The 25,396-nt window shown below is 72.8% G+C and carries 13 protein-coding genes; 2 read left to right on the top strand and 11 right to left on the bottom strand.

All coding sequences use genetic code 11. From position 1 onward, the window contains the following. Positions 1-52: 52 nt before the first annotated feature. Together EES43_RS29765 and EES43_RS29760 are read right to left on the bottom strand one after the other, a co-directional pair. Complete coding sequence (locus EES43_RS29765; RefSeq protein ID WP_241192738.1) at positions 53-571, bottom strand: GNAT family N-acetyltransferase; 519 nt, start codon at positions 569-571, stop codon at positions 53-55. Between the two features lie 569 nt (positions 572-1,140). After that, the gene (locus tag EES43_RS29760) at positions 1,141-1,350 is read right to left on the bottom strand and encodes an MbtH family protein (protein WP_124271647.1); all 210 of its coding nucleotides are present in this window, start codon (positions 1,348-1,350) and stop codon (positions 1,141-1,143) included. 473 nt (positions 1,351-1,823) lie between these two features. Here EES43_RS29760 and EES43_RS29755 point away from each other — a divergent pair, with 473 nt between their 5' ends. Next, a complete protein-coding gene (locus tag EES43_RS29755) occupies positions 1,824-2,936 on the top strand; it encodes an alpha/beta hydrolase-fold protein (protein ID WP_124271646.1) in 1,113 nt (370 codons plus the stop codon). A 49-nt stretch (positions 2,937-2,985) separates the two neighbouring features. On the opposite strand, the gene EES43_RS29750 is transcribed toward EES43_RS29755, so the two are convergent. The 8 genes from EES43_RS29750 to EES43_RS29715 all read right to left on the bottom strand — a co-directional run bounded on the left by EES43_RS29750 (position 2,986) and on the right by EES43_RS29715 (position 23,375). Further along, positions 2,986-4,686 (bottom strand): ABC transporter ATP-binding protein, encoded by a 1,701-nt coding sequence (locus EES43_RS29750; RefSeq protein WP_124271645.1) that lies wholly within the window; start codon positions 4,684-4,686, stop codon positions 2,986-2,988. Beyond that, positions 4,673-15,568, bottom strand: a complete 10,896-nt coding sequence (locus EES43_RS29745; protein ID WP_124271644.1) for a non-ribosomal peptide synthetase — start codon at positions 15,566-15,568, stop codon at positions 4,673-4,675. Before EES43_RS29745 ends, EES43_RS29750 begins: the two co-directional genes overlap by 14 nt. Before the next feature lie 57 nt (positions 15,569-15,625). Beyond that, positions 15,626-17,413, bottom strand: coding sequence for an ABC transporter ATP-binding protein (locus EES43_RS29740; RefSeq protein WP_124271643.1), 1,788 nt, complete (start codon positions 17,411-17,413; stop codon positions 15,626-15,628). Between the two features lie 46 nt (positions 17,414-17,459). After that, positions 17,460-18,512, bottom strand: coding sequence for an iron-siderophore ABC transporter substrate-binding protein (locus EES43_RS29735; protein WP_124271642.1), 1,053 nt, complete (start codon positions 18,510-18,512; stop codon positions 17,460-17,462). Between the two features lie 232 nt (positions 18,513-18,744). Then, positions 18,745-19,587: an ABC transporter ATP-binding protein gene (locus EES43_RS29730; RefSeq protein ID WP_124271641.1), complete on the bottom strand. Its 843-nt coding sequence runs from the start codon at positions 19,585-19,587 to the stop codon at positions 18,745-18,747. A 38-nt stretch (positions 19,588-19,625) separates the two neighbouring features. Then, the gene (locus EES43_RS29725) at positions 19,626-20,687 is read right to left on the bottom strand and encodes a FecCD family ABC transporter permease (protein ID WP_124271640.1); all 1,062 of its coding nucleotides are present in this window, start codon (positions 20,685-20,687) and stop codon (positions 19,626-19,628) included. After that, complete coding sequence (locus EES43_RS29720) at positions 20,684-21,742, bottom strand: FecCD family ABC transporter permease (protein WP_124271639.1); 1,059 nt, start codon at positions 21,740-21,742, stop codon at positions 20,684-20,686. The genes EES43_RS29725 and EES43_RS29720 overlap by 4 nt, the downstream gene beginning before the upstream one ends. A 286-nt stretch (positions 21,743-22,028) precedes the next feature. Beyond that, positions 22,029-23,375 (bottom strand): lysine N(6)-hydroxylase/L-ornithine N(5)-oxygenase family protein, encoded by a 1,347-nt coding sequence (locus EES43_RS29715; RefSeq protein WP_124271638.1) that lies wholly within the window; start codon positions 23,373-23,375, stop codon positions 22,029-22,031. 249 nt (positions 23,376-23,624) lie between these two features. Here EES43_RS29715 and EES43_RS29710 point away from each other — a divergent pair, with 249 nt between their 5' ends. Beyond that, positions 23,625-24,572 (top strand): methionyl-tRNA formyltransferase, encoded by a 948-nt coding sequence (locus EES43_RS29710; protein ID WP_124271637.1) that lies wholly within the window; start codon positions 23,625-23,627, stop codon positions 24,570-24,572. Between the two features lie 125 nt (positions 24,573-24,697). Here the strand turns inward: EES43_RS29710 and EES43_RS29705 are convergent, their stop codons facing one another. Further along, positions 24,698-25,378, bottom strand: a complete 681-nt coding sequence (locus EES43_RS29705) for a TetR/AcrR family transcriptional regulator (RefSeq protein ID WP_124271636.1) — start codon at positions 25,376-25,378, stop codon at positions 24,698-24,700. Between the last annotated feature and the right edge of the window lie 18 nt (positions 25,379-25,396).

The following is a 25,396-nucleotide window of genomic DNA, read 5'->3' as shown; positions in this document are numbered from 1 at the left end:
CGGGCCGCCGACGGCCCCCGCGGCCCGCCGTCACAGGAACCGGGCGACGATCTCACAGGAACCGGGCGAGGATCCGCGCGTTCCGCCGGGGGTCCAGGGAGTCGGCCCAGGCCGCGGGAGCCTGGCGGGCGGAGGCCGGTGCGAACCCGTGGCGCAGGAACAGGTCGCCGCCGCCCGTCGTCGCCGTGAACAGCGCGACGAGAGCCCGGACGCGCGCTCCGGCCAGCGCGGCGTGCAGAAGCCCGGCTCCCACGCCGCGCCCCTGCCGGCGGCCCGCCACGCAGAAGTTGTAGAGCACGCCCACGGGCCCGGTGCTCCCGCTGGTCTCCGCCGCGTACGACCGCAGCCCGACGCAGCCTTCGAGAGCCCCGTCCGCGTCCTGCGCCACCAGGAAGTCGGTCGCGTGGGCGGCGTAGAGGGCGACCGGCCGCTCCCGCAGGGCTCCCGACCGTACGAAGGGCAGCGACAGCTCCGCGAGTGCGGCGGCGTCCTCGGCGCGGGCGGAGCGCACGACGGACGGCGGCGCGGTGAGCGTGTGCGGTCGCGCGGCGGGGCGCGGCGAAGCCGTGATCAAGACGTTCCTTTCGGGTACCGCGGGCGGAGAACGGCTCTCCGCCGCGTCATCCGCGCCTGCGCGCGGGAGAGTTGGGCCGCCGGGCCCGGGAATCGGGGAGGGAGGGCGTCAGCACGCGTGGTGCGCGCGTCCCGGCCGCCTTGACGGCGGGTCTTCCGACGCCGCCGATGCCGACGCGGGCCGCCGCCTCCATGCGTCCGGTGCGCATCGGGCAGGCCCGGGCGGGGCGTCGCCGAGCAGCACCCGGCTGCGTGTCCGCTCGGTGTGAGGCTCTGCGGGGAGTGCTCCGCGCCGGCGGGCCGCGACAGGGTCGCGACCGTACCGGCGCACGGCGTCTGCGCGTGGCCGGGGGCTCCAGCGGCGGTTGCCCGGCGACCGGGGCGAGCTGGTCGCCGACCCCGTCAGCCGGACATGCGGGGACGGCAGGCCCTGTTCGCGTGCCGGAGGCCGACGCGGAGGGCCGGGCCGCCCCCGGGGCGGCCCGGACACAACCGCGTGGCCGGCGCGCTCCGCCCCTGGGCGTCGAGCCGGTGCGCTCGCCCGCCGGGGCGGTTCGTCGTGAACGGTCAGTCGGTGGAGGCCGCGAGGGACCGGGGGCGCAGGTCGGTCCAGTGCGTCTCGACGTACTCCAGGGCCGCCTCGCGGCCGGTCTCCTCCAGGGCGACCGTCCAGCCTCCGGGCACCTCGGCGAAGGAGGGCCAGAGCGAGTGCTGCCCCTCGTCGTTCACCAGGACCAGGAAGCGGCCTTCGGGGTCGTCGAAGGGGTTGGTGCTCATGGCTCGGTTCCTCCACGGGTTCGACCGGCCCGCAGGGGCCGTGTCATGAGTGTGCGTCAATTGGTCGGTACGGTCGGCGGCCGGACGTCGCGCACGTCCGGCCGCCGGAGATGCCGTCGGTCCCCGGCGGGTCCGGCGGGCCCGCGGGAGCCTCGTGCCAGGGCTTCGGCGTCCCATCATCCCCCGGACGGCGACATACGGCCCCACCGGCTGCGGCGCTATCGTGGACGCGTTGCTCGGCAAGGGACTTGGGCCTGTTCGGGAGTCGGGGAGCCAGGAGCCGGATCGGCTACGGCAGGTCATGCGCATTAGGTTAGGCTCACCTAATGCAGGATGAGCCTAACCTCTCCCCCTCCCTCTCACAAGGAGACGTTCATGCGCCCGGTGATCGAACGGGTCAGCCCGGTGAACGGCACGGACACGCCGTCGAGCACATACCCCCGGAGCGCGGACGAGCGCTTCACCGGTCGGCGATGACCGCTCCCGGCTCCGGCCCCGTCGCCGACGACGAGAGCCCCTTCGCCGCCTTCGGTCTGCCGGGCCGGCCGGGCGCCGACGCCTTCTGGGCAGCGGCCCGGTCTCCCGCTTCCGTGCCCGCCGAGGACGGCGGGTGGCGGACGCTGTTCCTGTGGCGCGGCTCCGAGGCCGTGATCGACTTCGAGAGCTGGTCGCCGCCCGTCCCGCTGCGCCGCTGGGCCGACACGGACTGCTGGTACGCCGAGGTGGCGATGCCCGCCCGGCTGCGGGTGACCTACCGCGTCCTCGCCCGGGACGCCGCGTACGCCGATCCGTTCAACCCGGCGGGCGCGGGCGGTGACCGGTCCGTCGCCGCGACGCCGGACGCCCCGGCCCAGCCGCACTGGCCCGGCCTCGGCCCGGACGAGGTCCTGCCCCTCCCCCGCACCCGGATCCGCTGGGCGAGCGAACGGCTCGGCGGACGACGCACCGTGCGCGTGCACCCGGTGGGCGGCGGCGGGCCGGTGGTGCTGCTGCTCGACGGGGACGACTGGCTGCACCTCCACCCGGCCATGACCGCGTTCGACGCGGCCCACGCGGCCGGCGAGATGCCTCCCGTCACGCTCGTCTTCCTCCCGTCCAAGGACCGGGAGGCCGAGTTCGGCTGCCGGCCCGAGCTGTGGGAGGCGGTGCGGGACGAACTGCTGCCCCTGGTGGCGAAGTCCGGCGTGCCGGCCGACCCGGAGCGGATGGTGGTCGCCGGGCAGAGCCTGGGCGGGCTGAGCGCGCTGTACGCGGCGCTGGAGTTCCCCGGCCTGGTCTCGCGCGTCGCCTGCCAGTCGGGGTCCTTCTGGTGGGCCCCCGGCGCCGTGGACCTGCCCGACCCCTTGGGCGGCGCGCTCGGCGGCGCGGTGGCCGAGCGCCTGCGCCGGAGCCCCGACCTGTCGGGGCTGCGGTGCGCGTTCGACGTGGGCGAGCACGAGACGCGGATGCTGCCCCACTGCGAGCTGACCGAGACGCTGACCGAACAGGCCGGCGCGGCGGTGCGGGTCTCGCGGTCGGCGTCCGGCCACGACCGGGCGGGCTGGCGGCAGGCCCTGCTCACCGACGTCGCCTGGGCTCTCGCCTGAACGGCTCCGGGGACGTGTGCGGAACACGTCCCCGGAGCCCCTGGTGGTGCTACCGGGCGACGGCCAGGCAGTACGCCTCGTCGCCGGCGAGGAGGTTGCGGTGCGTGTCCTCGGCGGTGATGACGCCGTCGTCCAGGACGAGCACCCGGTCGGCGGCGTCCAGAAGGGCGGGGCTGCTGGTGATGACGAGCGTCGTCCGGCCCCGCCGCATCCGCGCGACGTTGCGCGCGATGAGCTGCTCGGTGACCGCGTCGACGGCCGTCGTCGGATCGTGCAGCACCAGCACCTCGGTGTCGGCGGCGAGGGCCCGGGCCAGCGACAGCCGCTGCCGCTGCCCGCCGGAGAGATTCGCCCCGCGATCGCGGACCTCGTAGTCGAGTCCATCGCGGTGGAGCGCGACGACGTCGGTGAGCATCGACGCCTCGACGGCCTCGGAGACCGCCCGGCCGGAGCCCGACGGGTCGATGTTCGTCCGGAGCGTGCCGGCGAAGATCTCCCCGTCGTACGGGTTGACCAGCATGTGCTCGCGCACCGCCTCGATCGCGAGGTCCTGGATCTCCTCCCCGCCCAACCGCACCGCTCCCTCGTACGCGTGGGGCGCGACGTTCACGGCGAGGACGGAGGCGAGGTCGGCGGCCGACCGCGGCTGGTAGACGGCGATCGCCACGAACTCGCCGGCGGCCACCGAGAACTTCAGCCCGCGCAGCGTCCCGTGCCGGACGCAGTCGACCTCCAGAGCGCCGCCCGGCTCGGGGCGCCGCGGCCCCGGCGTCGCCACCGGCGGGGCGGACAGCACCAGGGCCATCCGCTCCGCCGACGCCCGCGCCATCATCACGTACTTGGGCATCTCCGAGAACATCTTCAGCGGTTCCATGATGAACTGCGCCAGGCCCACGGCCATGACCAGTTCCCCGATGCTGATCCGCCCCTCGAACGCCAGCCAGCCCGCCGTCAGGGAGACGGCGGCGGCGAGGACCGCGTTGAGGGCCAGCGCGGTGCCCGCGTACGTGCCGTTCACCCGGGCGACGGTGATCGCCTGGCGCTTGGCGTCCGTGGAGACCTTGCGGTAGGAACCGAACGCCGCGTGGTTGCCGCCGAAGCCGTGCAGCGGGCGCAGGCCGATGATCAGGTCCGCGACCTTGGCGCCGGCGCGGGCGACCCGGGCCTGCTGCTCCTGGGTGCTGGCGCCGATCCGTTTCGACATCACGGCCAGGATCGACAGGATCGCGACCGTCCCGGCGATGACCAGGAGCCCGAGCCGGATGTCGGCGAGGCTCAGCGCCACCGCCGCGACCACCACGGCGACCAGGGAGCTGATCAGCAGCGGCACCACCTCGATGATGTCGGCGGTCTGGTCGGCATCCTCGGTGGCGATGGTGAGGATCTCGCCGGACTTCAGGTCGACGTCCCGGGCCACCGGCTGGAGCCCGCAGGCGGCCACCTGGACCCGCCAGCGGTGGGCCTCGGTCGTGTTGGCCTTCTGCAGGACGCGCATGCCGAACCGCCACGACAGGGACACCGTCGTGATGATGACGGCCAGCGCGCCGATCGACACGCCGAGGGAGCCCGGGCTGCGGTCCTGCATCGTGTGTTCCACGATCAGGCCCAGCGCGATGGGAAAGGCGGTCTCCCCGGCCTGGTACAGCCCCATGAGGACGGTGCCCGAGATCATCGCGCCGATGTTGCGGCGCAGCGCGGTCCGCAGGATGGCCGACCCCGGTCGGGGCCGCTGCGTGTCAGGAGTTTTCATCAAGGTGGCGGGCAATCGCTTCCGGGGTTCGCAGGGTGAACAGATCGCGGATGGTGACAGAAGGACCGTACTCCCGGCGGAGCAGCCCGATCAGCCGCACCGCCAGCATGGAGTGTCCGCCGAGGGAGACGAAGTCGCTCACCGCGCTCACCTCGTCGTCGTCCAGGTCCAGCGCCTCGGCGAAGAACTCGCAGACCACGGTCTCGGTCTCCGTCTCGGGGCCGCGCTCCCCGCCGGTGGTCAGCGCGCCGAGCGGCTTCGCCTCCGGCAGCGCCTTGGTGTCGGCCTTCCCGTTCACGGTCAGCGGGATGCCGTCGACCCGGGCGAAGTGCGTCGGGCGCAGGAAGTCCGGCAGTCCGGCCCCCGCCTCGCCGGCGACCCGCGCCAGATCGGCGGAGTCCTCCAGTACGAGGTAGGCGGCCAGCCGGTACGCCCCGTCGACCTGCGGATCGGGCTGGGCGACGGCGGCGACGAAGCGCACCGCCGGGTGGGCGGCGAACACGGCCTCCACCTCGCCCGGTTCGACCCGGTGTCCGCGGATCTTGACCTGCTGGTCGGTGCGGCCCAGGTAGGAGAGGTTCCCGTCGGGGCGGCGGACCACCAGGTCCCCCGTGCGGTACATGCGCTCGCCCGGCTCGCCGAACGGGCAGGCCACGAAGCGGTGCGCGGTCTGCCCGCTCTGCCCGAGGTAGCCGCGGGCGATGCCGATCCCCGCCACGTAAAGCTCGCCGGGCACCCCGTCGGGCAGGGGACGCAGCCACGGGTCCAGGACGTAGACCTCGGTGTTGTCGATCGCCACGCCCACCACCGGGTCCTGGCACTCGAAGGTGCCGACGCCGAGGGTGTTGATGGTGTACTCGGTGGGCCCGTACAGGTTGTAGCCGACCGTACCCTCGGTCTCGGCGAGCCGCTGCCACAGCGTCGGCGTGACGGCCTCTCCGCCGAGCAGCACCAGGGCCGGCCGCCGTTCGGGGTTGTCGAGCAGTCCTTCGGCCACCAGTTGCTGCGCGTACGTCGGCGTCACGTTGATGACGTCGATGGCGTGCTCACCGCAGTACTCGACGAGCCGGGGCGCGTCGCGGCGCAGTTCCTCGTCGCAGATGTGGACCTCGTGGCCGTCGGCGAGCCACAGCAGCTCCTCCCACGACATGTCGAACGCGAACGAGACGGTGTGCGCGATCCGGAAGACCCGGTGGTCGTGCTCGGCGAGGACCGGTTCGAAGATCCGCCGCTGGTGGTTGACGAGCATGTTGGTGAGCCCGGCGTACTCGGTCACCACGCCCTTCGGCTTCCCGGTCGAGCCGGAGGTGTAGATCGTGTACGCGGGGTGGCGCAGGCGGTCCGGGTCGTCCGGCGCGAACGTGACGTACGGCTCGGCATCGGGCAACGGCCGGTCCAGCTCGATCAGTTCGCCGCTCAGCCGGGGCGAGACGGCACTGACCGTGAGGATCACCTCGGGCCGGGCGTCCGCGACGATCCCCGCGATGCGCTCGTCCGGGTGGTCCAGCTCCAGCGGTACGTAGGCGGCCCCGACGCGCAGCACCGCGAACAGCGCGGCGATCCAGTCGAGGGAGCGCGGTATCGCGAGGCCCACGGTCGTCTCGGGGCCGATGCCCCGCTGGGCGAGTACGCCCGCCACGGCGCGGCTGCGGTCGCGGAGTTCGGCGAACGTCCACCGCGCGTCCCCGGCGACCAGGGCGACCCGGTCCGGGTCGCGGTCGGCCGCCCGGTCGAAGCGGTCGACGACGGTGTCCGTGCCGACCTCGGTGCGCTCGGCGGGCTCGGGGTCCGGCCCCGGTCCGGGGAGCGCGCCCAGGAGTCCGGTCGATCCGGCGACGTCCGCCAGTACGCGCAGGTAGGCGTCGAGGAGACCGCGGGCGTGGTCCGGGTCGCCGTGGCGGTGTTCCAGCTTGACCGTCAGCCGGTCGCCGGGCGTGACGACCCAGGTGTACGGGTAGTGCGTGGAGTCGTCGGCCTGCACGGAGGTGATGCCGTGGCGGGCGTTCATCCGGGCGAAGGCGTCCATGTCCAGGAAGTTCTGGAGCACGAACAGGTTGTCGAAGAGGGTGTCGTGCCCGCTGGCCCGCTGGATCTCGCCAAGTCCGAGGTGTTCGTGCTCCATCGCCTCGACGCGGGCCGCCTGCACGGCCGACAGGTACGCGCCGACCGTGTCGCCGGGCCGTGCCCGGGTCCACAGGGGCACGGTGTTGAGCAGCACGCCGACGATGTCGGAGTGGCCCTCGCCCTCGCGGCCCGAGACGGTCACGCCGAAGACGGCGTCGCCGCGTCCCGTGCGGGCGCCGAGGAGGAGGCCGAACGCGCCGGTCAGCACCGAGTTCAGGGTGACTCCGTGCACCCGGGCGGCTTCGCGCAGCCGGTCGGACAGTTCGGTGGAGAGGGTGTGCACGAGGGGGCTCGGCAGTTCCTCCGAGAGGACCGGCGCCGTTCCGGCGAGGAGCGTGGGGCCCGGCAGTCCGGCCAGGTGCTCCGCCCAGAAGCGGGTCGACACGGCGGGGTCCCGGGCGTCGAGCGACCGCGCGTAGTCCTCGAAGCTCGGCACGGCCGGGGAGGCGTCCAGCGGTTCGCCCGCGAGGACGGCCCGGTAGGCGTCGAACAGGTCGCGCAGCACGATCTCGCGGGACCAGCCGTCCCAGAGCAGCAGGTGGTAGCTGAGGAGCAGCCCGTCGCGGCCCTCGGGCAGCCGTACCACGGTCACCCGGATCAGCGGCGGCTCGCCCGGGTCGAACCCGGCCGCGCGGTCGCGGGAACGCAGGTCCTCCACGTCGGCGTCCGCGGCCAGTTCGACCGTGCGGACGTCGATCCGGCGACCGGCCCTGAGGACCTGGACCGGGCTGCCGTCGTCGTCGGTGGTGAAGCCGGCGCCCACGACGGGGTGGCGGGCGATGACGTACGCCATCGCGTCGGCCAGCGCGTCGGTGTCCAGGCGCCGGTCGAAGGTGAAGTAGCTCTGCGCGACGTAGTGTCCGGCCGCGCCCGCCATCTGCGCCTGGAAGTACAGGCCCCGCTGGAGCGGGGTGACCGGCGCGGTGCGCTCGGCCGTCGCGGAGGCACGCTGGATCTGCTCCAGCGCGGTGAGCCAGTGGTCGGTGATCTCGTCGGGCACGCCCTCGGCGAGGGTGAAGGAGGCGTGCAGGCTTCCGGTGGCGTCGTCGGTCCAGGCGTTGACCTCGACGGCGTACGGGCTGCCCTGGTCCTCGCCGGTGACCTGGAGCGCCTGGGACTCGCTGCCCCGGCCGAGGTAGTTGAAGAGGACCTGCGGCCGGGCGGTCAGCAGCGGGGCCGTCTGCGGGTTGAGGTAGCGGAGCCGTCCGTAGGCGACGTGCCCGTGCTCGTCCGGCTGGCGGGCGGCGATCTCGCGGGCCGCCTCGACGGGGTCGGTGTGCGCGGTGAGCCGCACGGGGGCGATGGAGGTGAACCAGCCGACGGTGCGCGAGTAGTCGTGGTGTTCCAGGGCCGGGACGCGGCCGTGCCGCTCCAGTTCGACGGCGAGGTCGGTGGGTGCGGGCTGGACGCGGGTCAGGGCGGTGCGCAGGGCCCCGCACAGCAGCTCGGTGAGGCCGACGCCGAGGGCGGCGGGCGCGGTGCGCGTGACGCGGTCGCTCGCCTCGGGCGGCAGGACGACCGTGGTCTCGCGCGGTTCCCGGACGGAGGGCAGCAGCGGCGGCGCCGCGAGCGTGGTGATCCAGTGTCCGAGGTCGTCGGCCGCGTCGGCCGACCGGACCGTCAGCGCCTCGGCGTACTCGGCGTAGGACGTGGTCGGCGGGGCCGGGGCGGCCCCGGTCAGGGCGCCGGCCAGGTCGTCGAGGAGGACGAGCCAGGACACCGAGTCGACCGCAAGGTGGTGGACGGCGACCACCAGGGTGCGGGTCGCCTCCAGCCAGGAGAACGCGACGACGTTCCCGGCCTCGGGGTCGAGCCGGCCGGCGGCCTCGTTCGCCGCGGCGGTCGCGTCGGCCGTGTCCACCGGTTCGACGGCGGCCTCGCGGGCGGGCTCGGTGCGCAGGCTCCACACCCCGTGCTCGATCCGCAGCCGCAGGCGCAGCGCCGGGTGTGCGGCGATGACGGTGTCAGCCGCGCGGCGGATGTCGTCGAGGCTCGTTCCCTCGGGCGCGACCAGGCTCCTGGCCTGGGCGAACCGGTCGAGCGAGCCGCCCAGTTCCCGCTGGCGCAGGATGATCGGCGTGGCGGGCAGCGGGCCGTCCTCGTGGCGCGCCGGTGCGGGCGCGGCGGCGCGCGGGGCGCTGGTGGCGAGGTGGCCGGCGAGCGCGCGCGGCGTCTTGAACAGGAAGACGTCCCGGGGCGCGATGGGCAGGCCGATCGCACGGGCCCGGTTGATCACCGTAATGGCGACGATGCTGTCGCCGCCGGCGCCGAAGAAGTCGGTGTCGGCGTCCACGTCCGCGCTGGGCAGCGCGTGGGCGAAGATGTCGACCAGGGCGTCGACGGCGGAGTCGGCCGCGGGCCCCGCCGGGCTCTCCGCCCGGGTCTCCTCCCGCGCGGCGCGCTCGGTGAGCGCCTTGCGGTCCAGCTTGCCGTTGACCGTCAGCGGCAGCGCGTCGAGGGGCAGGACCCGGCCCGGCACCATGTGCACCGGGAGCTTGGCGGCGAGCAGGGCGGCGAAGTCGGCGGGCATGCCGCCCACGACGTGTGCGACGAGGTGGTCGCCGCCGTCCGCCACGGTGACGGCCGTGTCGACGACGCCGTCGAGCTGCCGGACCGCGGCCTCGACCTCGCCGAGTTCGATGCGGAAGCCCTTGAGCTGCACCTGGTCGTCGGCGCGGCCAGCGAACTCCAGCTCGCCGTCGAGCGTGCGGCGGGCGAGGTCGCCCGTGTGGTACATGCGGGAGCCGTCGGCCGCGTACGGGTCGGCCACGAAGCGGCCCGCGGTGAGCCCCGGGCGTCCCAGGTAGCCGAGCGACACCTGGTCGCCGGCGACGTAGATGGCGCCCACCCGGCCCGGCGGCACTGGCCGGAGCCGGTCGTCGAGCAGGTAGGTGACCAGGCCGGGGATGGGGCCGCCGATCGGGCTGACGTCGTCGCCGAGGCCGAAGTCCTCCTCGGTGAGCACCCGGTGGGTGACGTGCACGGTGGTCTCGGTGATGCCGTACATGTTGACGAGCTCGGGCGCGACCGCGCCGTGCCGCTCGACCCAGCCGCGCAGCCGTCCGAGGTCCAGCGCCTCGCCGCCGAAGATGACGCGGCGCAGCGCGGTGAGCGGCCGGCCGGCGTGCAGGTCGGCCTCGATGAACTGGTAGAAGGCCGACGGGGTCTGGTTGAGCACGGTCACACCGCGCTCGTGGACGAGCCGGTGGAAGTCGACCGGCGAGCGGGTCAGCGCGTACTCCGGCACCAGCAGCTCGCCGCCGTGCGCCAGAGCGCCCCACAGCTCCCAGACGGCGAAGTCGAAGGAGAAGGAGTGGAACTGGACCCATACGTCCCGCGGTCCGAAGCCCATGTCGGGTTGGGTGTTCGCCAGCAGCGCCACCACGGCGGCGTGCGGTACGGACACGCCCTTGGGCCGGCCGGTGGAGCCGGAGGTGTAGATCACGTAGGCGGCGTCGTGCGGGCCGACGTCGGGCGCGGTGTCGGCCGGCGGCAGTTCGTCGCCCTGCACGAGCACCCGGGCGTGCACGCCGGCCCGGTCCAGCAGCCGGGTGAACCGGTCGCGCTGTTCCCGGTCCACCAGGACGACCTGCGGGGCCGCGTCGGCGAGGATGTACTCCAGCCGGTCGTCCGGGTAGGCCAGGTCCAGCGGAACGTACGCGCCTCCGGCGGAGACGACCGCGACGAGGGCGACGACCTGCTCCAGTGAGCGCGGGACGGCGACGGCGACCCGTCGGCCGGGGCCGACTCCGGCCGCGCGCAGGGCGCGGGACAGCTCGTCCTTGGCGTCGGCCAGTTCGCCGTAGGTCATCGACCTGGTGGTGCCGTCGAGGGCGCACTGGGTGAGGGCGGTGGCCGACCGGTCGCGGGCGGCGGCGGCGTCGAACAGCTCGCCCAGGGTGGTGGGGGCGATCCGGGCCGGGGCCTTCGCCGCCCGGGGGGCGAGCGCGCCGACCGGGGCGTCGGGCCGGTCGAGCAGGCCGGCGAGGGTGGAGGTGAAGGTGTCCAGGATCGCCTCGGCGCTCTCGCGTCGCAGCAGGGCGCCGTCGTAGATGAGGTTGAAGCGGGGCCGGCCGTCGAGGCTGCGCTCGACCACCAGCGTCAGCGGGTAGTGCGGCGCGCCCTCGTTGACGATGTCGGTGATCGCGAGGGTGTGGTCCGGACCGCGCAGGGCCGCCACGTCGGTGGCGACGTCGAACACCACCAGGGTGTCGAAGAGGGAGCCGGCCCCGGCCTGGCGGCCGATCCTGGCCAGCGAGACGTGCTGGTGGGCCAGTACCCGGCTCTGGTGGTCCCTGACCGCCGCGAGCAGGTCCGCGGCCGTGGTGGCGGCGGTCCAACGGGCGCGCACGGGAATGGTGTTGATGAAGAGGCCGACCATGTCCCGGATGCCGGGCACCTCGGCGTCGCGTCCGGACACGGTGGAGCCGAAGACGACGTCGGCGCCGTGCAGGATGCCGCCCAGCGTCACGGCCCACGCGCTGTGCACGGCCACGCTGAGGGGTACGCCGGCCGACCGGGCGGCGGGGTCGACGTCGTCGGCGGGTTCGGCCGTGACGTCGGCGAACCGTTCGGAGGGGGTGTGGCCCTCGGCGACGAGCGAGGGGCCGGGCAGGTCAGCGAGTTCGCGGCTCCAGACCCGGTCGCTCTCGTCCTGGTCGCGTTCGGCCAGCCAGCTGACGTAGTCGCGGTAGCCGCCGAGCGGGTAGACGGCTCCCGGCGCGTGGTACTCGGCCAGCAGGGCGCGCAGCATCGGCGGCACCGACCAGCCGTCGGCGATGATGTGGTGCACGGTCTGCACCAGGACCGTGCGGTCGGCGGCGCGGACCAGGGTGTAGCGCATGAGCGGCCCGGTGGCGAGGTCGAAGCCCGCGCGGCGGTCCCGCTCGGCCAGCTCGCGGATCTCCGCGTCGGTGATGGAGGGCCGCTCCAGCGTGGTGAAGGGCGCTCGTACGCCGCTCTCGAAGACGGAGACGACCCGGCCGTCGGCGAGGGCCGTGAACCGGGCGGCCAGGTTGGGGTAGAGCTCCAGCAGCCGGGTGGCCGCCGCCGCCAGGCGGTCGGCGTCCACGTCGCCGTCCAGGGTCAGCAGCTGCTGTTCGACGTAGCTGCCCGTCGCGTCGTCGTCGAAGACCGAGTGGAAGTACAGGCCCTCCTGGAGCGGGGTCAGCGGCAGGACGTCCCGCAGCGCCGGTCCGTCCAGGTCGTCGACGTCGGCCTGGGAGAGCCGCACCAGCGGGAAGTCGCTGGGCGAGTGGCCGCCTTCGTCGAGCGCCGCGAGCGCGGTCAGGGCCGCCTGGAAGTATCCGCCGAGGGTGGTGACGTCCTCGTCGGTGAACACGCCCTCGGGCCAGGAGACGGTGGTGACCAGCTCGTAGGCCCCGCTCGCGTCGGGCTCGGCGATGGCGTTGAACTCCAGGGCGCGCGGCATGCGCATCCGGGGGTCGCGCTTCTCGCCCAGCTGTCCGGTGGTTCCGGCGAGCTGCCAGTCCCCGGCGGAGCCCGCGTCGAAGCGGCCGAGGTAGTTGAAGAGCACCTGGGGCACGGGGGCGGCCTGGCCGGCGGCGGTCAGGTAGCGCAGGGCGCCGTAGGAGAGGCCGTTGCTCGGCACCCGCGCGAGGTCCTCCTTGACCGCCTTGAGGGCGGCGGCCAGGTAGGCGGGGTCGGTGAGGTCGTCCGCCGCGCCGGGGTCCACGGTGACCGGGAAGAGGGTGGTGAACCAGCCGATGGTCCGGGAGAGTTCCGGCTCGAAGCCGGCCGCGTCCGCGACGAAGCGGCCCTCGCGGCCGTGGCCCTCCAGCTCGATGTGGGCGAACGTCTGGTCCTGGCCGCGGTCGCGACGCCAGCGGGCGAGGGAGACGGCGAGCGCGGTGAGCAGGACGTCGTTGACGCCCGCGTGGAACTTCGCGGGTATCTCGCCCAGCAGCGCGGCCGTCACCCCGGGTCCGACGGAGAGGGTCCGGGTCCGCTCCCGGGCCACGGTGTCGGCCTCGGTCAGCACGCGCCTGCCGATCAGGGCGTCCGGCGCGGGCGGCGGGGCTCCGAAGTACGCGCGGTCGGCGTCGAAGGCCGTGCGCTCCAGCAGCTGCGTCCAGCGGCGGAAGGAGGTGCCGACGGGAGGCAGCTCGACGGGGGCGTCCGCCGTGAACTGGCGCCAGGCCGTGGCCAGGTCGTCCATGAGGATGCGCCAGGACACGCCGTCGATGACGACGTGGTGGGCCACCAGGACGAGCTGACGCGCCTCGCGTCGCCACACGGCTCGGAGCATCACGCCGTCGTCCGGGTCGAGTCCGCCGGTGGCGAGCTCGACGCACTCCTCCAGCGGGCCGTCGCTCTCCTGCCATCCGGCGGCGGCGGTTCCGGCCTGCGGGATGTCGAAGCTCCAGCGCTCGCCGCGCACCAGCCTGGCGCGCAGCATGTCGTGGCGTTCGAGGACGGCGGCGAGGATGCGGTCGAGGGCGTCCGGGGTCAGGCCGGCCGGGGTGTTCAGGACGACCGACTGCACGAAGCCGTCGATCGCGTCGGTGGTGCGGCCGAGCCACTGGACGATGGGCGAGCCCACCACGGAGCCGGTCGCGACGTCGCCGTGGTCCACGGTGGCGACGTCCTCGCGGCCGGCCACGGCGGCCAGCGCGCCGACCGTGCTGTGGGTGAAGATCTGCCGTGCGGTGACGTAGAGGCCGGCGTCGCGCAGGGCGCTGAGCAGCGAGATGGCCAGGATGCTGTCTCCGCCGAGCTGGAAGAAGTCCTGGTCGACGCCGACCTGTTCCAGTCGCAGGACGGAGGCGACGGCCGCGCACACCGTGCGTTCCTCGTCGGTGGCGGGCGCCGCGAGGGAGCCGGCGTCGACGGTGGGCTCCGGCAGGGCGCGGCGGTCGATCTTGCCGTTCGCGGTGAGCGGGAACTCGGTCATGACGACGAGGTGGGTGGGCACCATGTACTCGACCATGTGGGCGGCGGCCCATGCCTTGACGTCGTCGGCGCGCAGGTCCTGCTCGCCGGCGGCCGGGATGACGTAGCCCACCAGGTAGGTGCCGCCGGCGGTGTTCTTCTTCGCGACGACGCAGGTGTGCCGTACGCCGGGGTGTTCCGCGAGTCCGGCCTCGACGTCCTCGATCTCCAGCCGCATGCCGCGGATCTTGATCTGGTTGTCGGCGCGGCCGAGGAAGTCGAGCGAGCCGTCCGGGGCGTAGCGGGCCAGGTCGCCGGTGCGGTAGAGCCGGGAGCCGTCCGCGGCGAAGGGGTTCGCCACGAACCGCGAGGCGGTGAGGCCGGGGGCGTTGACGTAACCGCGTCCCAGGAGGAGTCCTCCGACGTACAGTTCGCCGCCGACGCCGACCGGGACCGGGCGCAGTTCGTCGTCCAGGACGTAGAGCTGGGTGTTGGGGTTGGCCTTGCCGATGGACGTCGACAGGCGTTCGGCCGCGCCGCGGTAGATGACGTGGGAGACGCCGATGGTCGTCTCGGCGGGGCCGTAGCCGTGGTACATGGGGATGTCGAGCCGGGTGCGGAACCGCTCGTACAGCTCGGGGGTGAGGACCTCGCCGCCGCACCAGACGTGCCGCAGGCTGTCGAGGCGTCCGGTGTCGCCCGCGATCTCCAGCAGCACGTCCAGCATGGACGACACGAGGTAGGTGAAGGTGACGCGCTGTTCGGCGATCACGCTCAGCAGGTGGTGCGGGTCGCGTTCGCCGCCGGGCCGCAGGACGACCAGCCGGCCGCCGGAGACCAGGGGCAGGAAGATCTCGTTGATGGAGATGTCGAAGGACAGCGGGGCCTTGAAGAGCGACGCGTCGTCGTGGCCGAACCGCAGGATCTCCTCGACCTGCCACAGCAGGCGCTCGCTGATCGCCTCGTGCCGGATCATGGCGCCCTTGGGCCGGCCGGTGGAGCCGGAGGTGAAGATGACGTAGGCCAGGGCGGTCCCGGCGACGGCCGTCCGCGGGGCTTCGGCCGGGTGGGCGGCGTACTTCCAGTCGCCGAGGTCCACGGCGAGGGCGTCCGGTTCACCGGCGTCGGCCTTGCCGGTGGCGTTGAGCTGGAGCACCACCCGGGCGTCCTCGACGACGACGGCGCGGCGGGCGGCGGGCCACTGGGGGTCGAGCGGCACGAACGCGCACCCGGCCTGGAGGACGGCCAGGAGGCCGATGACCATGTCGGCGGAGCGGCCGAGCGAGATGCCGACGACCTGCTCGCCGGTGAGGCCGCGTTCGACGAGGTGGTGGGCCAACTGCGCCGAGTGCTCGGCTGCCTCGCGGTACGTCAGCGACCGGTGCTCGTCGACGACGGCGACGGCGTCCGGCCTCAGGCGCGCCTGCTCGCGGAACATCTCCATGATGGTGGGGCGTATCCGGTCGGCGTGGGTGTCGTTCCACCGGGCCAGGGCCTCGATCCTGGCCGCCGGACCGTCCGGGCCCAGGGTGCCGAGGGGCCGGTCGGGGAAGTCGGCCAGGTCGTCCAGCGCGCGTTGCGCGTCGGCCTGTGCCACGCCGGCCGGCAGGCCGATGCTCCCGGCCCGCGCGTCGGTCTCCCAGCCGTCGGTTCCGCCGCCGCCGTTCTCGACCCATCCGAGGACGTCGGCGAAGAGCGTGGCGGGCGTGAGGTCGATGCCCTCCGGGCCCGTGCCGGTCGCCCAGTACGCGAGGGCGACGGCGCACGCCTCGACGATGGTCCGGTCGCCGTAGTCGCCGGTTCGACGGCGTACGTCGGCCAGCCGGGTGGGGGAAAGCAGTACGCGGGGAGCGCTCGGTTCCATCATCGGAGTCTCAGCATCCTTCCAAGGTATGCGAGTTAGCCTAGCCTCAGTAAGGCTCGCCTAACTACCTTCTCGCCAAGCGCGCCACAGTCGGGCGTACTGGCCGCCCAGGGCCACCAGCTCCCTGTGCGTTCCTTCCTCCACCACGCGTCCCGCGTCGAGCACGGCGATGCGGTCCGCCGCCATCGCCTGCGTCAGGCGGTGGGCCACGAACAGCGTGGTGCGGCCCGAGCACGCGGCCAGCACGGCTCGTTCCAGTTCGGCGGCGCCCTCGCTGCCCGCCTCGGCGGTCGACTCGTCGAGCACCACGACCGGGGACCGGCTCAACACGAGCCGGGCCAGGGCGATCTGGGCCACCTTGGTGACGTCCAGGCGCTCGCCCCCCTCGCCGACCATGGCGTTCAGGCCGTCCGGCAGCAGCTCGACCCAGTCCCCGGCGCCGACGGTGCGCAGCGCGTCCATCAGCTCGGCGTCGCTCGCGTCGGGCGCGGCGAGTCTCAGGTCGTCGGCGAGCGTCCCCGAGAAGACGTGGGTCTCCTGGGTCAGAATGCTCACCAGGGCGCGCGCGCCGGCCTCGTCCAGATCGGCGAGGTCGTGCGAGCCGATGCGCACCGATCCGGCCTGCGGCGTGCCGGTTCCGGCGATCAGCGCGGCCAGGGTCGATTTGCCGGCGCCCGTCGCCCCGACCAGGGCGAGCGAGCCGCCTGCCGGGATGGACAGGGACACGTCCCGCAGGACCGGTTCGTCGGCGCCGGGATAGCTGAAGGTCAGCCCCTTCACCGCGACCGGGTGCGGCGCGGCGCCGGCCGGCGGCACCGACACGTCGCCGACGAGCCGTTCTTCCGCGGGCTCGCCGAACACGCCGACCAGGCGGGTGAGGCTCGCGCCCGACTTCTGCGCCTCGTCGAAGGTGAACATGATCGCGCCCAGCGGGGTGAACAGCCGGTGGAACATCAGCGGGGCCGCCGAGACCTCGCCCAGCGTGGCGGCGTCGGCCTCCAGCAGGGCGTAGCCGACGACCAGGATCAGGACGAGCCCGATGAACTCGGCCCGGTTCTCCCTGCCGACGAACCGGCCGAAGAACCGGAACACGTCGACCCCGAGATCGCGCACCCGCCACGACTCGGTGGTGACCTTCTCGCGGACCGAGTCCTCCAGGCGGTAGGCCCGGACGGTGTCGATCCCGTTCAGTCCGCTGATCAGCGCCTGGGCGCGGTCGGCCTGGGCGATGCGCTGTCTGCGGTAGAGCGGTGCGGAGCGGGGCAGGTACCAGCGCAGCGCCAGCGCGTACGCGGGCAGCGCGCAGGCGCCGGCCAGGCCGAGCCGCCAGTCCAGTCCGAACATGCCGACCGTCGCGATGACGACCAGCACGCCCGCCGAGAAGACCGTGGGAATGGCCGTCCGGATGCCCTTGGACAGTACGGCCACGTCGTCGCCGACGCGGGAGAGCACATCGCCCCGGCCGACCTGTTCGACGCGTGCGCTCGGCATCCCCAGCACGGCCCGGACGGCGTCCTCCCGCAGACGCGCGAGCAGATCCGCTCCGAGCCGCCCGATGAGGTACGTCGAGGCCGCGGTGGCCGCCGCGCCGAGCAGCGCGGCGGCCCCCATCAGCACGCCGACGGTGAGCAGTATCGAGCGCGACCCGCCCCCGACCACCCCGTCGACCACCCGGCCCAGCAGCAGCACCGGGAGCACCTGGAGTGCGGCTCCGGCCACCGTGGTGAGCACCGTGGAGACCGTCAGCCAGGGGGCTTCGCGGCAGTGCCGGGCGACCCATCGGGCGGCTTCGCCCCCGGTCGCGGTGCGCAGTTTCGTCGAGACGACGCGGGTGTCGGTGGCACTCACACAAGAACCAAATCTCGCCGGGGACGGGACTGTCGGATCGTCATCTCTACTTGGCCGACTTGACGAGCTCGTCGATCGCGTAGGGCAGGGACAGCAGGGTGCCCTGGGACATCGCGGCGCCGACCGCCGGGCCCTCGCTGTCGAGCAGGTAGGAGACCTTGCCGTTCTTGACGGCGGGCAGGTTGCTGAAGAGCTTGAACTTCTTGAGCGCTTCGGTGTCCGCCTTGTCGTTGATGACGAAGACGCGGTCGACGTCGATCAGGTCGATGCGCTCGGGCGAGAGCTCGGTGGAGAAGCCGCCGTCCGCGATCTTGTCGATCTCGGTCTGGTACGTGAAGCCGGCGCCGGTCAGGAGCCGGCCGCGCACGTCGGTGGAGGTGAACGGCGCGATCGAGTCCTTGTACCAGGAGAACGCGACGGCGGTCTGGCCGGCGAACTCCGGGTTGGCCTTCCTGGCGGCGTCCAGCTTGTCCTGGATGCCCTGGACCAGTTCGGCGCCCTCCTTCTCCTTGCCGAGCGCCTTCGCGATGTGCACCGCGTTGTCCTGCCACGGGGCGCTGAAGAGCTCCTTCTCGCCCTTGGTGCGGCCCACGGTCGGAGCGATCTTGGAGAGCTTGTCGTAGGCGGCCTTGTCGACCTCGGAGTAGACCGCGATGATCAGGTCCGGGCGGAGGGAGGCGATCTTCTCGAAGTTGGGGCCCGCGTCACCGTTCTTCATGATGACCTCGGGGCGGGCGTCGCCCCACTTGTCCTTCACCCAGGGCCACTGGGTATTGATGTCGGGCGACTGGCCGGCCGGGTTCGGGTACTGGTCGACCATGCCGACGGGCTTGATGCCGAAGGCCAGGACGGCCTGGTCGTCGGTGTAGCCCACGGTGACGACCCGCTTCGGAGCCTTGGTGACCTCCGTGGATCCGAACGCGTGCTCCACGGTGACCGGGAACGCGCCGTCGGCCGCCGCCGCGGGGGCCTTGTCGCTCTTCTCGTCCGCCGTGTCGGAACCGCAACCCGCGAGAAGACCGACGCCGAGAGTCGCGGCGGAGACTGCCGCGGCGAGCCGCTGCCACGGCTTCACGAGCGTCGTTCGATGGAGAAGCATCCGGAATCCCTTGCTTTCGTGCTGTCCACTGCGCCCTGTGTCAGGGCAGCCAAACCTTAGCCTGGATAGTGAGGTCAGCCTAGCCTAACTTTTTAACTTTCCTGAGTCGGAGATCAGTTGGTTCCCCCACACCGGCGCAGGACTCCGCGCACCTGCCCGCAGCAGCGCGAGAAGGGCGGGCCGGCGTCCCGTCAGAAGCCGCCGGGACGGCCTCCCGTCGGCCTTCCGCGGCCTACTGGCCGACGCGGACGTGCGTACGGCCTATCGGCACGATGAGCGGCCGGTCGCCGACCGGGTCGTCGATCACACGGGCGTGCAGGCCGAACGCGTCGTGCAGCAGCTCGGCGGTGACCACGTCGCGCGGATGCCCCTGTGCCAGGACGGCCCCGTCCCGCATGACGACGAGGTTGTCGCTGTAGCGCGTGGCGAGGTTGAGGTCGTGCAGCACCATGACCACGGTGCACCCCGACTCGTGGAGGTCGTCGACCAGGTCCAGCACGTCGATCGCGTGGGCCAGGTCGAGGTAGGTGGTCGGCTCGTCCAGCAGCAGCAGATCGGTGCCCTGAGCCAGGGTCATCGAGATCCAGACGCGCTGACGCTGACCGCCGGACAGGGAGTCGACGGGGCGGTCGGCCAGGTCGGCGACGCCGGTCATGGCCAGGGCCCGCCGTACGACGTCGGCGTCGTCGGAGGACCACTGTCGCAGCCAGCTCTGGTGCGGGTGGCGTCCCCTGGCGACCAGGTCGGCGACGGTCAGCCCCTCCGGGGCGACCGGCGCCTGCGGCAGGAGCCCGAGCTTCTTCGCCACGTCCTTCGTCCGGAGCGTGCCGATGTCCTCGCCGTCCAGCACCACCGTGCCGCCGGCCGGTTTGAGCAGTCGCGTCAGGGTGCGCAACAGCGTGGACTTCCCGCAGCCGTTGGGGCCGATGATCGTGGTGATCACTCCGGGCGGAATCGCCACGTCGAGCCCGTCGATGACCGTACGGCCCCCGTACCCGACCGTGATGCCGCGGGCCGCGAGCCGTGCGGTGTCCGGGGCCCCGGGTGCGGTCCCGGTGATGAACTGAGCGGCCACAAGTCCCCCTTGTTGAGGTTCGCCTTACTTCTTACCATCTACCTGACGTTCGCCCGTACCAGCAGGTAGACGAGGAACGGGCCGCCGATCGCGGCGGTGACCACGCCGACCGGAAGACTGATCGGCAGCGCCGCGCGGGCCACCAGGTCCGAGCCGATCAGCAGCAGGGCCCCGACCAGACCGGAGGCGATGACCGGTGGCGTCGGCCACTTGGCCAGACGCATCGCCACCTGCGGCGCGACCAGCGCGACGAACGGCACCGGCCCCGCGGCGCTCACTCCCACGGCGGCCAGCAGGACGGCGCACAGCAGCAGGACCGCCCGCACCCGGTTGAAGCGGACGCCCAGTCCGGCGGCGACGTCGTCGCCGAGGTGCATCGGCTTGAACTGGAAGGCCACGGCCGCCACGACCGCCAGGAGCACCAGCGTGCACCAGAAGGCGGTCCGGACCTCCTCCCACGGCCGGTTGTCCAACGAGCCGACGAGCCACGCCTGGGCGCGGGCCACGTCCCGGATGTCGGCCGAGACCAGCAGCCAGGTGGTGATCGCCTGCGTCACGGCGGTGACCGAGATGCCGATGAGGATGAGGCGGAAGCCGTCGACGCCGCGCCGCCACGCCAGGAAGTAGACGAGCAGCCCCGTGCCGAGACCGCCCGCGAGCGCCGCCGCCGACAGCCCCACCGAGCCGGCGACCGCCGCCGCGGTCCCGCCCGTCACCGTCACCAGGAACACCGCGACGGCGGTGGCTCCGCCGGTGATGCCCAGGATGTCCGGACTGGCGAGCGGATTGCGGGCGACCGACTGGGTGAGCGCCCCGGACGTGCCCAGGGCGATGCCCACGACGAGGCCGGCCAGGGCCCGCGGCATCCTCAGGTCCATGACCACGAACGCGTCGACCTGTTCGCCTCGGCCGAGGATCGTGGCGATCACCCGGGGCAGGGCGATCGGGAAGTCCCCGATGCTGATGGAGAGGCAGAAGACCAGGAAGGTCGCGGCCGCCAGCAGCAGCGTGACCAGGACGAGCCAGGGCCGCCAGACGAACGACACGTGGCCGAGCCGCACGCCCGGCGCCAGCGATGGGTTCACTTCAGTCCCGTTCATGCGCTCTTGAACTTCCCTCGCCAGACCAGGACCGCGAAGAAGGGCGCGCCCAGCAGGGCGACGACGACACCCGCGTCCAGTTCGCCCGGCCGCACCACGAGGCGGCCCACGATGTCGCAGACCAGCAGGAAGCCGCCCCCGAGCAGGCCCGCGTACGGCACCAGCCAGCGGTAGTCGGGGCCGGTGAGGTACCGGGCCACGTGGGCCACCATGAGCCCGAGGAAGGCGATGGGGCCGCAGGCCGCCGTGGCCGCGCCCGCCAGCAGGGTGACGGCCGCGATGCCGACGGTCCGGCTGAGGGCGATGTTCACGCCCAGCCCCCGGGCCACGTCGTCGCCGAGGTTGAGCAGGTTGAGGGCCGGCAGCGTGATCAGCGCGAGGAGCAGTCCGGCGGCCACGAAGACGGTCACGGGCCGGATGACGTCGAATCCGACACCGGCCACGGAGCCCGCGTTCCAGAAGCGCAGCGCGTTCAGCGACTCCTTGTCGGTCAGCGCGACCGCCGTGGTCATCGCGGCGAGGAAGACGGTGACCCCTTGCCCGGCCAGGGCGAGCGTCAGCGGATTGCCCGCTCCCCTGCCGATGCTCGCCAGGCCGAAGACCACGACCCCCGCGACCGCCGCGCCCGCGAAGCCGAACCAGACGTACTGGAACGGGTCGGTGAAGCCGAACAGGGCGATGCCCGCCACGACGGCGAACGAGGCGCCCGAGTTCACCCCGAGCAGACCGGTGTCGGCGATGGGGTTGCGGGTGTAGCCCTGGATCAGCGCACCGCCGACGCCCAGGGCCGTGCCCGCCACGAGCGCGAGGACGGTCCGGGGCACGCGCACGGTCTGCACGATGAGCCGGATCTCGGTGAGCCGCTGGTCGGGGTCGGGCGTGCCGAACAGCCCGTGCCAGACCTCGGCCGGGCTCAACGCGCGTGCGCCGACGGCCAGCGACACGCCTGCCGCGATCACCAGAGCCACCGCGAGGATGCCCAGCCCCGCGACCCGCCGCCCACGGGTGTCCGTAGCCTCCCCGGGCACGGGGCGTTCCACTGCAGTCGTGCACATGTCGACGAACGATATCCCTTGGTTCGAACAGAGACGCACGGACGGTCGTGCGCCTGATCGGCCGTGCGCCTGGCCGGTCGTGCGCCTGGTGCTCGCGCGGGGCGCGTGCCGCCGTATGCGCCCCTGACGCGGAGTCGCCGAGCGGCTGCGCGCCCGACCCCCCGGCACGCGGCCGAGGGGCCGGGCGCTCGACCCGCGTGCGCCGGGGGCGGTCTGGGGCCTGTCTGATAATTCCCGCCTGCCTCACGACGCCCTGCGGGCGACGACGGGAATGGTCGGACAGGCCCTAGCGGCCGGTTCCCCCGGCGACCGGACTGGCCTCGTCAGAGGTGGCCTTGACGCGCCGGTCGAGCAGCGAGTCCAGGATCTCGCCGACCCGTATCGCGGTGTTCGACAGCAGCGACGTCGTGATGCCGTGCGTGTGCTCCGTACCGCCCTGGAGGTAGATGCCGCAGTGCAGGTAGGGGTCGGTCGCGAGCCGGTAGTCGCGCTCGACGCGGACACGGCCCTCGTCGTCGCGCAGGCAGCGCTCGGCGACCTCGCCGAGGAGGCCGAGCGGGTCGGCGGGGCTGTAGCCGGTGGCGAACACCACGACGTCGGCGTCCAGCGAGGACTCCTCCTCGGTCACGAGGGACTTCACGAGGGCGTGGACCCGGTCGGGGGCCTCCTCGACGCCGGTGACCCGGGAGACGTTGATGAAGCGCAGCCGCTCGGTCCCGAGGACCTTCTCCCGGTACATCTGCCGGTAGAGGTCGTCGATCAGGTCGATGTCCACCACGGAGTAGTTGGTGTTGCCGTGGTAGGCCATGAGCCGGTTCTTGACGCTGTCGGGCGCCGCGAAGTAGTCGTCGACCGCGCCGGGGTCGAAGATCCGGTTGGCGAAGCTGCTGTCGTCGGCGGGGCTGTAGCCGTAGCGGGAGAAGACCGCGCAGACCTCGGCGTCCGGGAAGCGCCGGTGCAGGTAGGCGACGTTCTCGGCGGCGCTCTGCCCCGCGCCGACGACGACGAACCGCGAGGGCGAGGCGCCTTCCAGTCCGTCGACCTTCCGCAGCAGGTCGGAGTTGTGCCAGACGCGTTCGCCGCGCTCGACGCCCTCGGGCATCCGGGGGCGCAGACCGGTGCCTATGACGAGGTTGCGCGCGCGATGGGTCTCCAGACCGCCGCCGGAGCGGACGGTCACGTCCAGGTACTCCACGACGCCGTCGTGGACGAACGGCGTGACGGAGACGACTTCGTGGCCGTAGGAGACCATGTCGTCGACCTTGGCCGCGGCCCACTCGAAGTAGTCGTGGAACTCCACCCGCAGCGGGAAGAGGTTCTTGTGGTTGATGAAGTCGATCAACCGGCCCTTGTTCTGCAGGTAGCACAGGAAGCTGAACTCGCTGGACGGGTTCCGCAGGGTCACCAGGTCCTTGAGGAACGACACCTGCATGGTGGCGTCGTCGATGAGCATGCCGCGGTGCCAGCCGAAGCTCGGCTGCTGCTCGAAGAAGTGAGCGGTGACCGACTCCTCCCTGCCGACTTTGGCGTTGTGCTCACTGAGCGCGATCGCCATGGCCACATTGGACGGGCCGAAGCCGATGCCAATGAGGTCGTGGACCAGTGGTGCGTCGCCAGGAAGAACCTGTGACATGTCACTCCCATCGTGCGGGAAAGCCGCCTGTCAGGCGTGGGGGAAAATACGAAAAGATGGGCACGCCGACAGAGCTGCCCACTTGAACTTAGGTGAGCCTAAGCTAATCTTGCGGTGTTGTCGACCGGGGCAAAACGGACGGCTGCTCGTTGACAGCTCATCAACCGCTGCGCGACGTAGCACTGTTGCAGCATAAAGTAAGGCTTGCTTTACTTGCCGCGATCTATCCCTGCTCCAAGGAGGAACCCCATGCGGGTCGTCATGTTCGGTTACCAGACCTGGGGCCACCGCACCCTGCAAGCCCTCCTGGAGTCCGAGCACGACGTCGTGCTGGTCGTGACCCATCCCAAGAGCGAGCACGCGTACGAGAAGATCTGGAGCGATTCGGTCGCCGACCTCGCCGAGGAGCACGGCGTCCCGGTCCTGATCCGCAACCGCCCCGACGACGAGGAGCTGTTCGAGCGCCTCAAGGAGGCGGACGCGGACATCATCGTCGCCAACAACTGGCGCACCTGGATACCGCCGCGCATCTTCGGCCTCCCGCGCCACGGCACGCTGAACGTCCACGACTCGCTGCTGCCGAAGTACGCGGGCTTCTCCCCGCTGATCTGGGCGTTGATCAACGGCGAGTCCGAGGTCGGCGTCACCGCGCACATGATGGACGACGAGCTCGACGCCGGCGACATCGTCCGGCAGGAGGCCATCCCGGTCGGACCGACGGACACGGCCACCGACCTCTTCCACCGCACCGTCGACCTCATCGCCCCGGTCACCATCGGCGCCCTCGACCTCATCGCCTCCGGGCAGCCGGAGTTCACCCGGCAGGACCGCTCCCGCGCGAGCTTCTTCCACAAGCGCTCCACCGAGGACATCCGCATCGACTGGACCTGGCCGGCCCAGGACCTCGAACGCCTGGTCCGCGCCCAGTCCGCGCCCTACCCCAGCGCCTTCACCTTCCACCGGGGACAGCGGCTGGAGGTCCTCTCCGCCGTGGTGTCCGAGGGCCGCTACGGCGGGACGCCGGGGCGCGTCTTCTACCGGGAGGGCGAGGGCGTGGTGATCGTCGCCGGAGCCGACGCCCGCACCGGCCGCAACCACGGCCTGGCCATCACGCGCGTACGGACCGAGGACGGCCGCGAGCTGCCCGCGAGCGAGTACTTCACCTCCATGGGCGGCTACCTCACCGCCCGCCCCTGACCGACCGGCAGCACAGCCCGCCCCGAGGACGGCCCCGGCACCGCACGCCGCCGGGGCCGTCCTCGGCGTACGGACCCACGCCCGTGATACGCGTACGGGCCCCGCCGCAAGTGGACGCGGCGGGCTCAGGCCCCGTCCCGGATCGCGGCCAGCAGGCGGGAGCAGCGCACCGCCATGTCCCGGGCGGACTGGTCGGGGTGGGAGATCCACCAGCCCACGAGCGCGCTCACCGTCCCGGTCCACACGTGTTTGAGCGCGTCCGCGTCCAGCGGATCGTCGTCGCCGTGCGCGCGCAGCACCTCGGCGGTCCCCGAGACCGCGAGCGCGTCGATCCGTCCGCGGTGGCGCCGCGCGGCGGTGTGCAGCTCGCTTCCGGGCCGCAACGTCCTGTCGTACAGCACGAACCAGGCGTGCCGCCGCCCTTCCAGGGTGCGGAAGACCGCTTCCAGGACGAGTTGGGGGACGCTCGCCCCGGGAGTGCCGGATCCGGGCGGGCCCTCGGCCATCGCCGCGTCGACGGCCGACACGAGAGGGGCCGCGATCGCCTCCAGGCAGGCGAGGTAGAGCCCGTCCTTGGAGCCGAAGTACGTGTAGAGCAAGGGCTTGGTGACGCCGACGCGCCGCGCGATCGAGGCCATGGAGGCGGCGGCGTGTCCGTGCCGGCCGAACTCCTCCGTCGCCGCGCCGAGGATCTGCGCCTCGCGCCGCGCCCGGGGAACGCCCTTCGTCCCCACCGGGTTCGCCGCCGCGGGCTTCGCCCGTGCGGATTCGGCCGCGGAGTCCGACGCACCTCTTGCCGTGTCCATGCCCGGACTATACGTTGC

The sequence above is a fragment of the Streptomyces sp. ADI96-02 genome (assembly GCF_003846185.1).
Taxonomy (GTDB): domain Bacteria; phylum Actinomycetota; class Actinomycetes; order Streptomycetales; family Streptomycetaceae; genus Streptomyces.
This window is presented reverse-complemented; position numbering and strand designations above follow the sequence as displayed.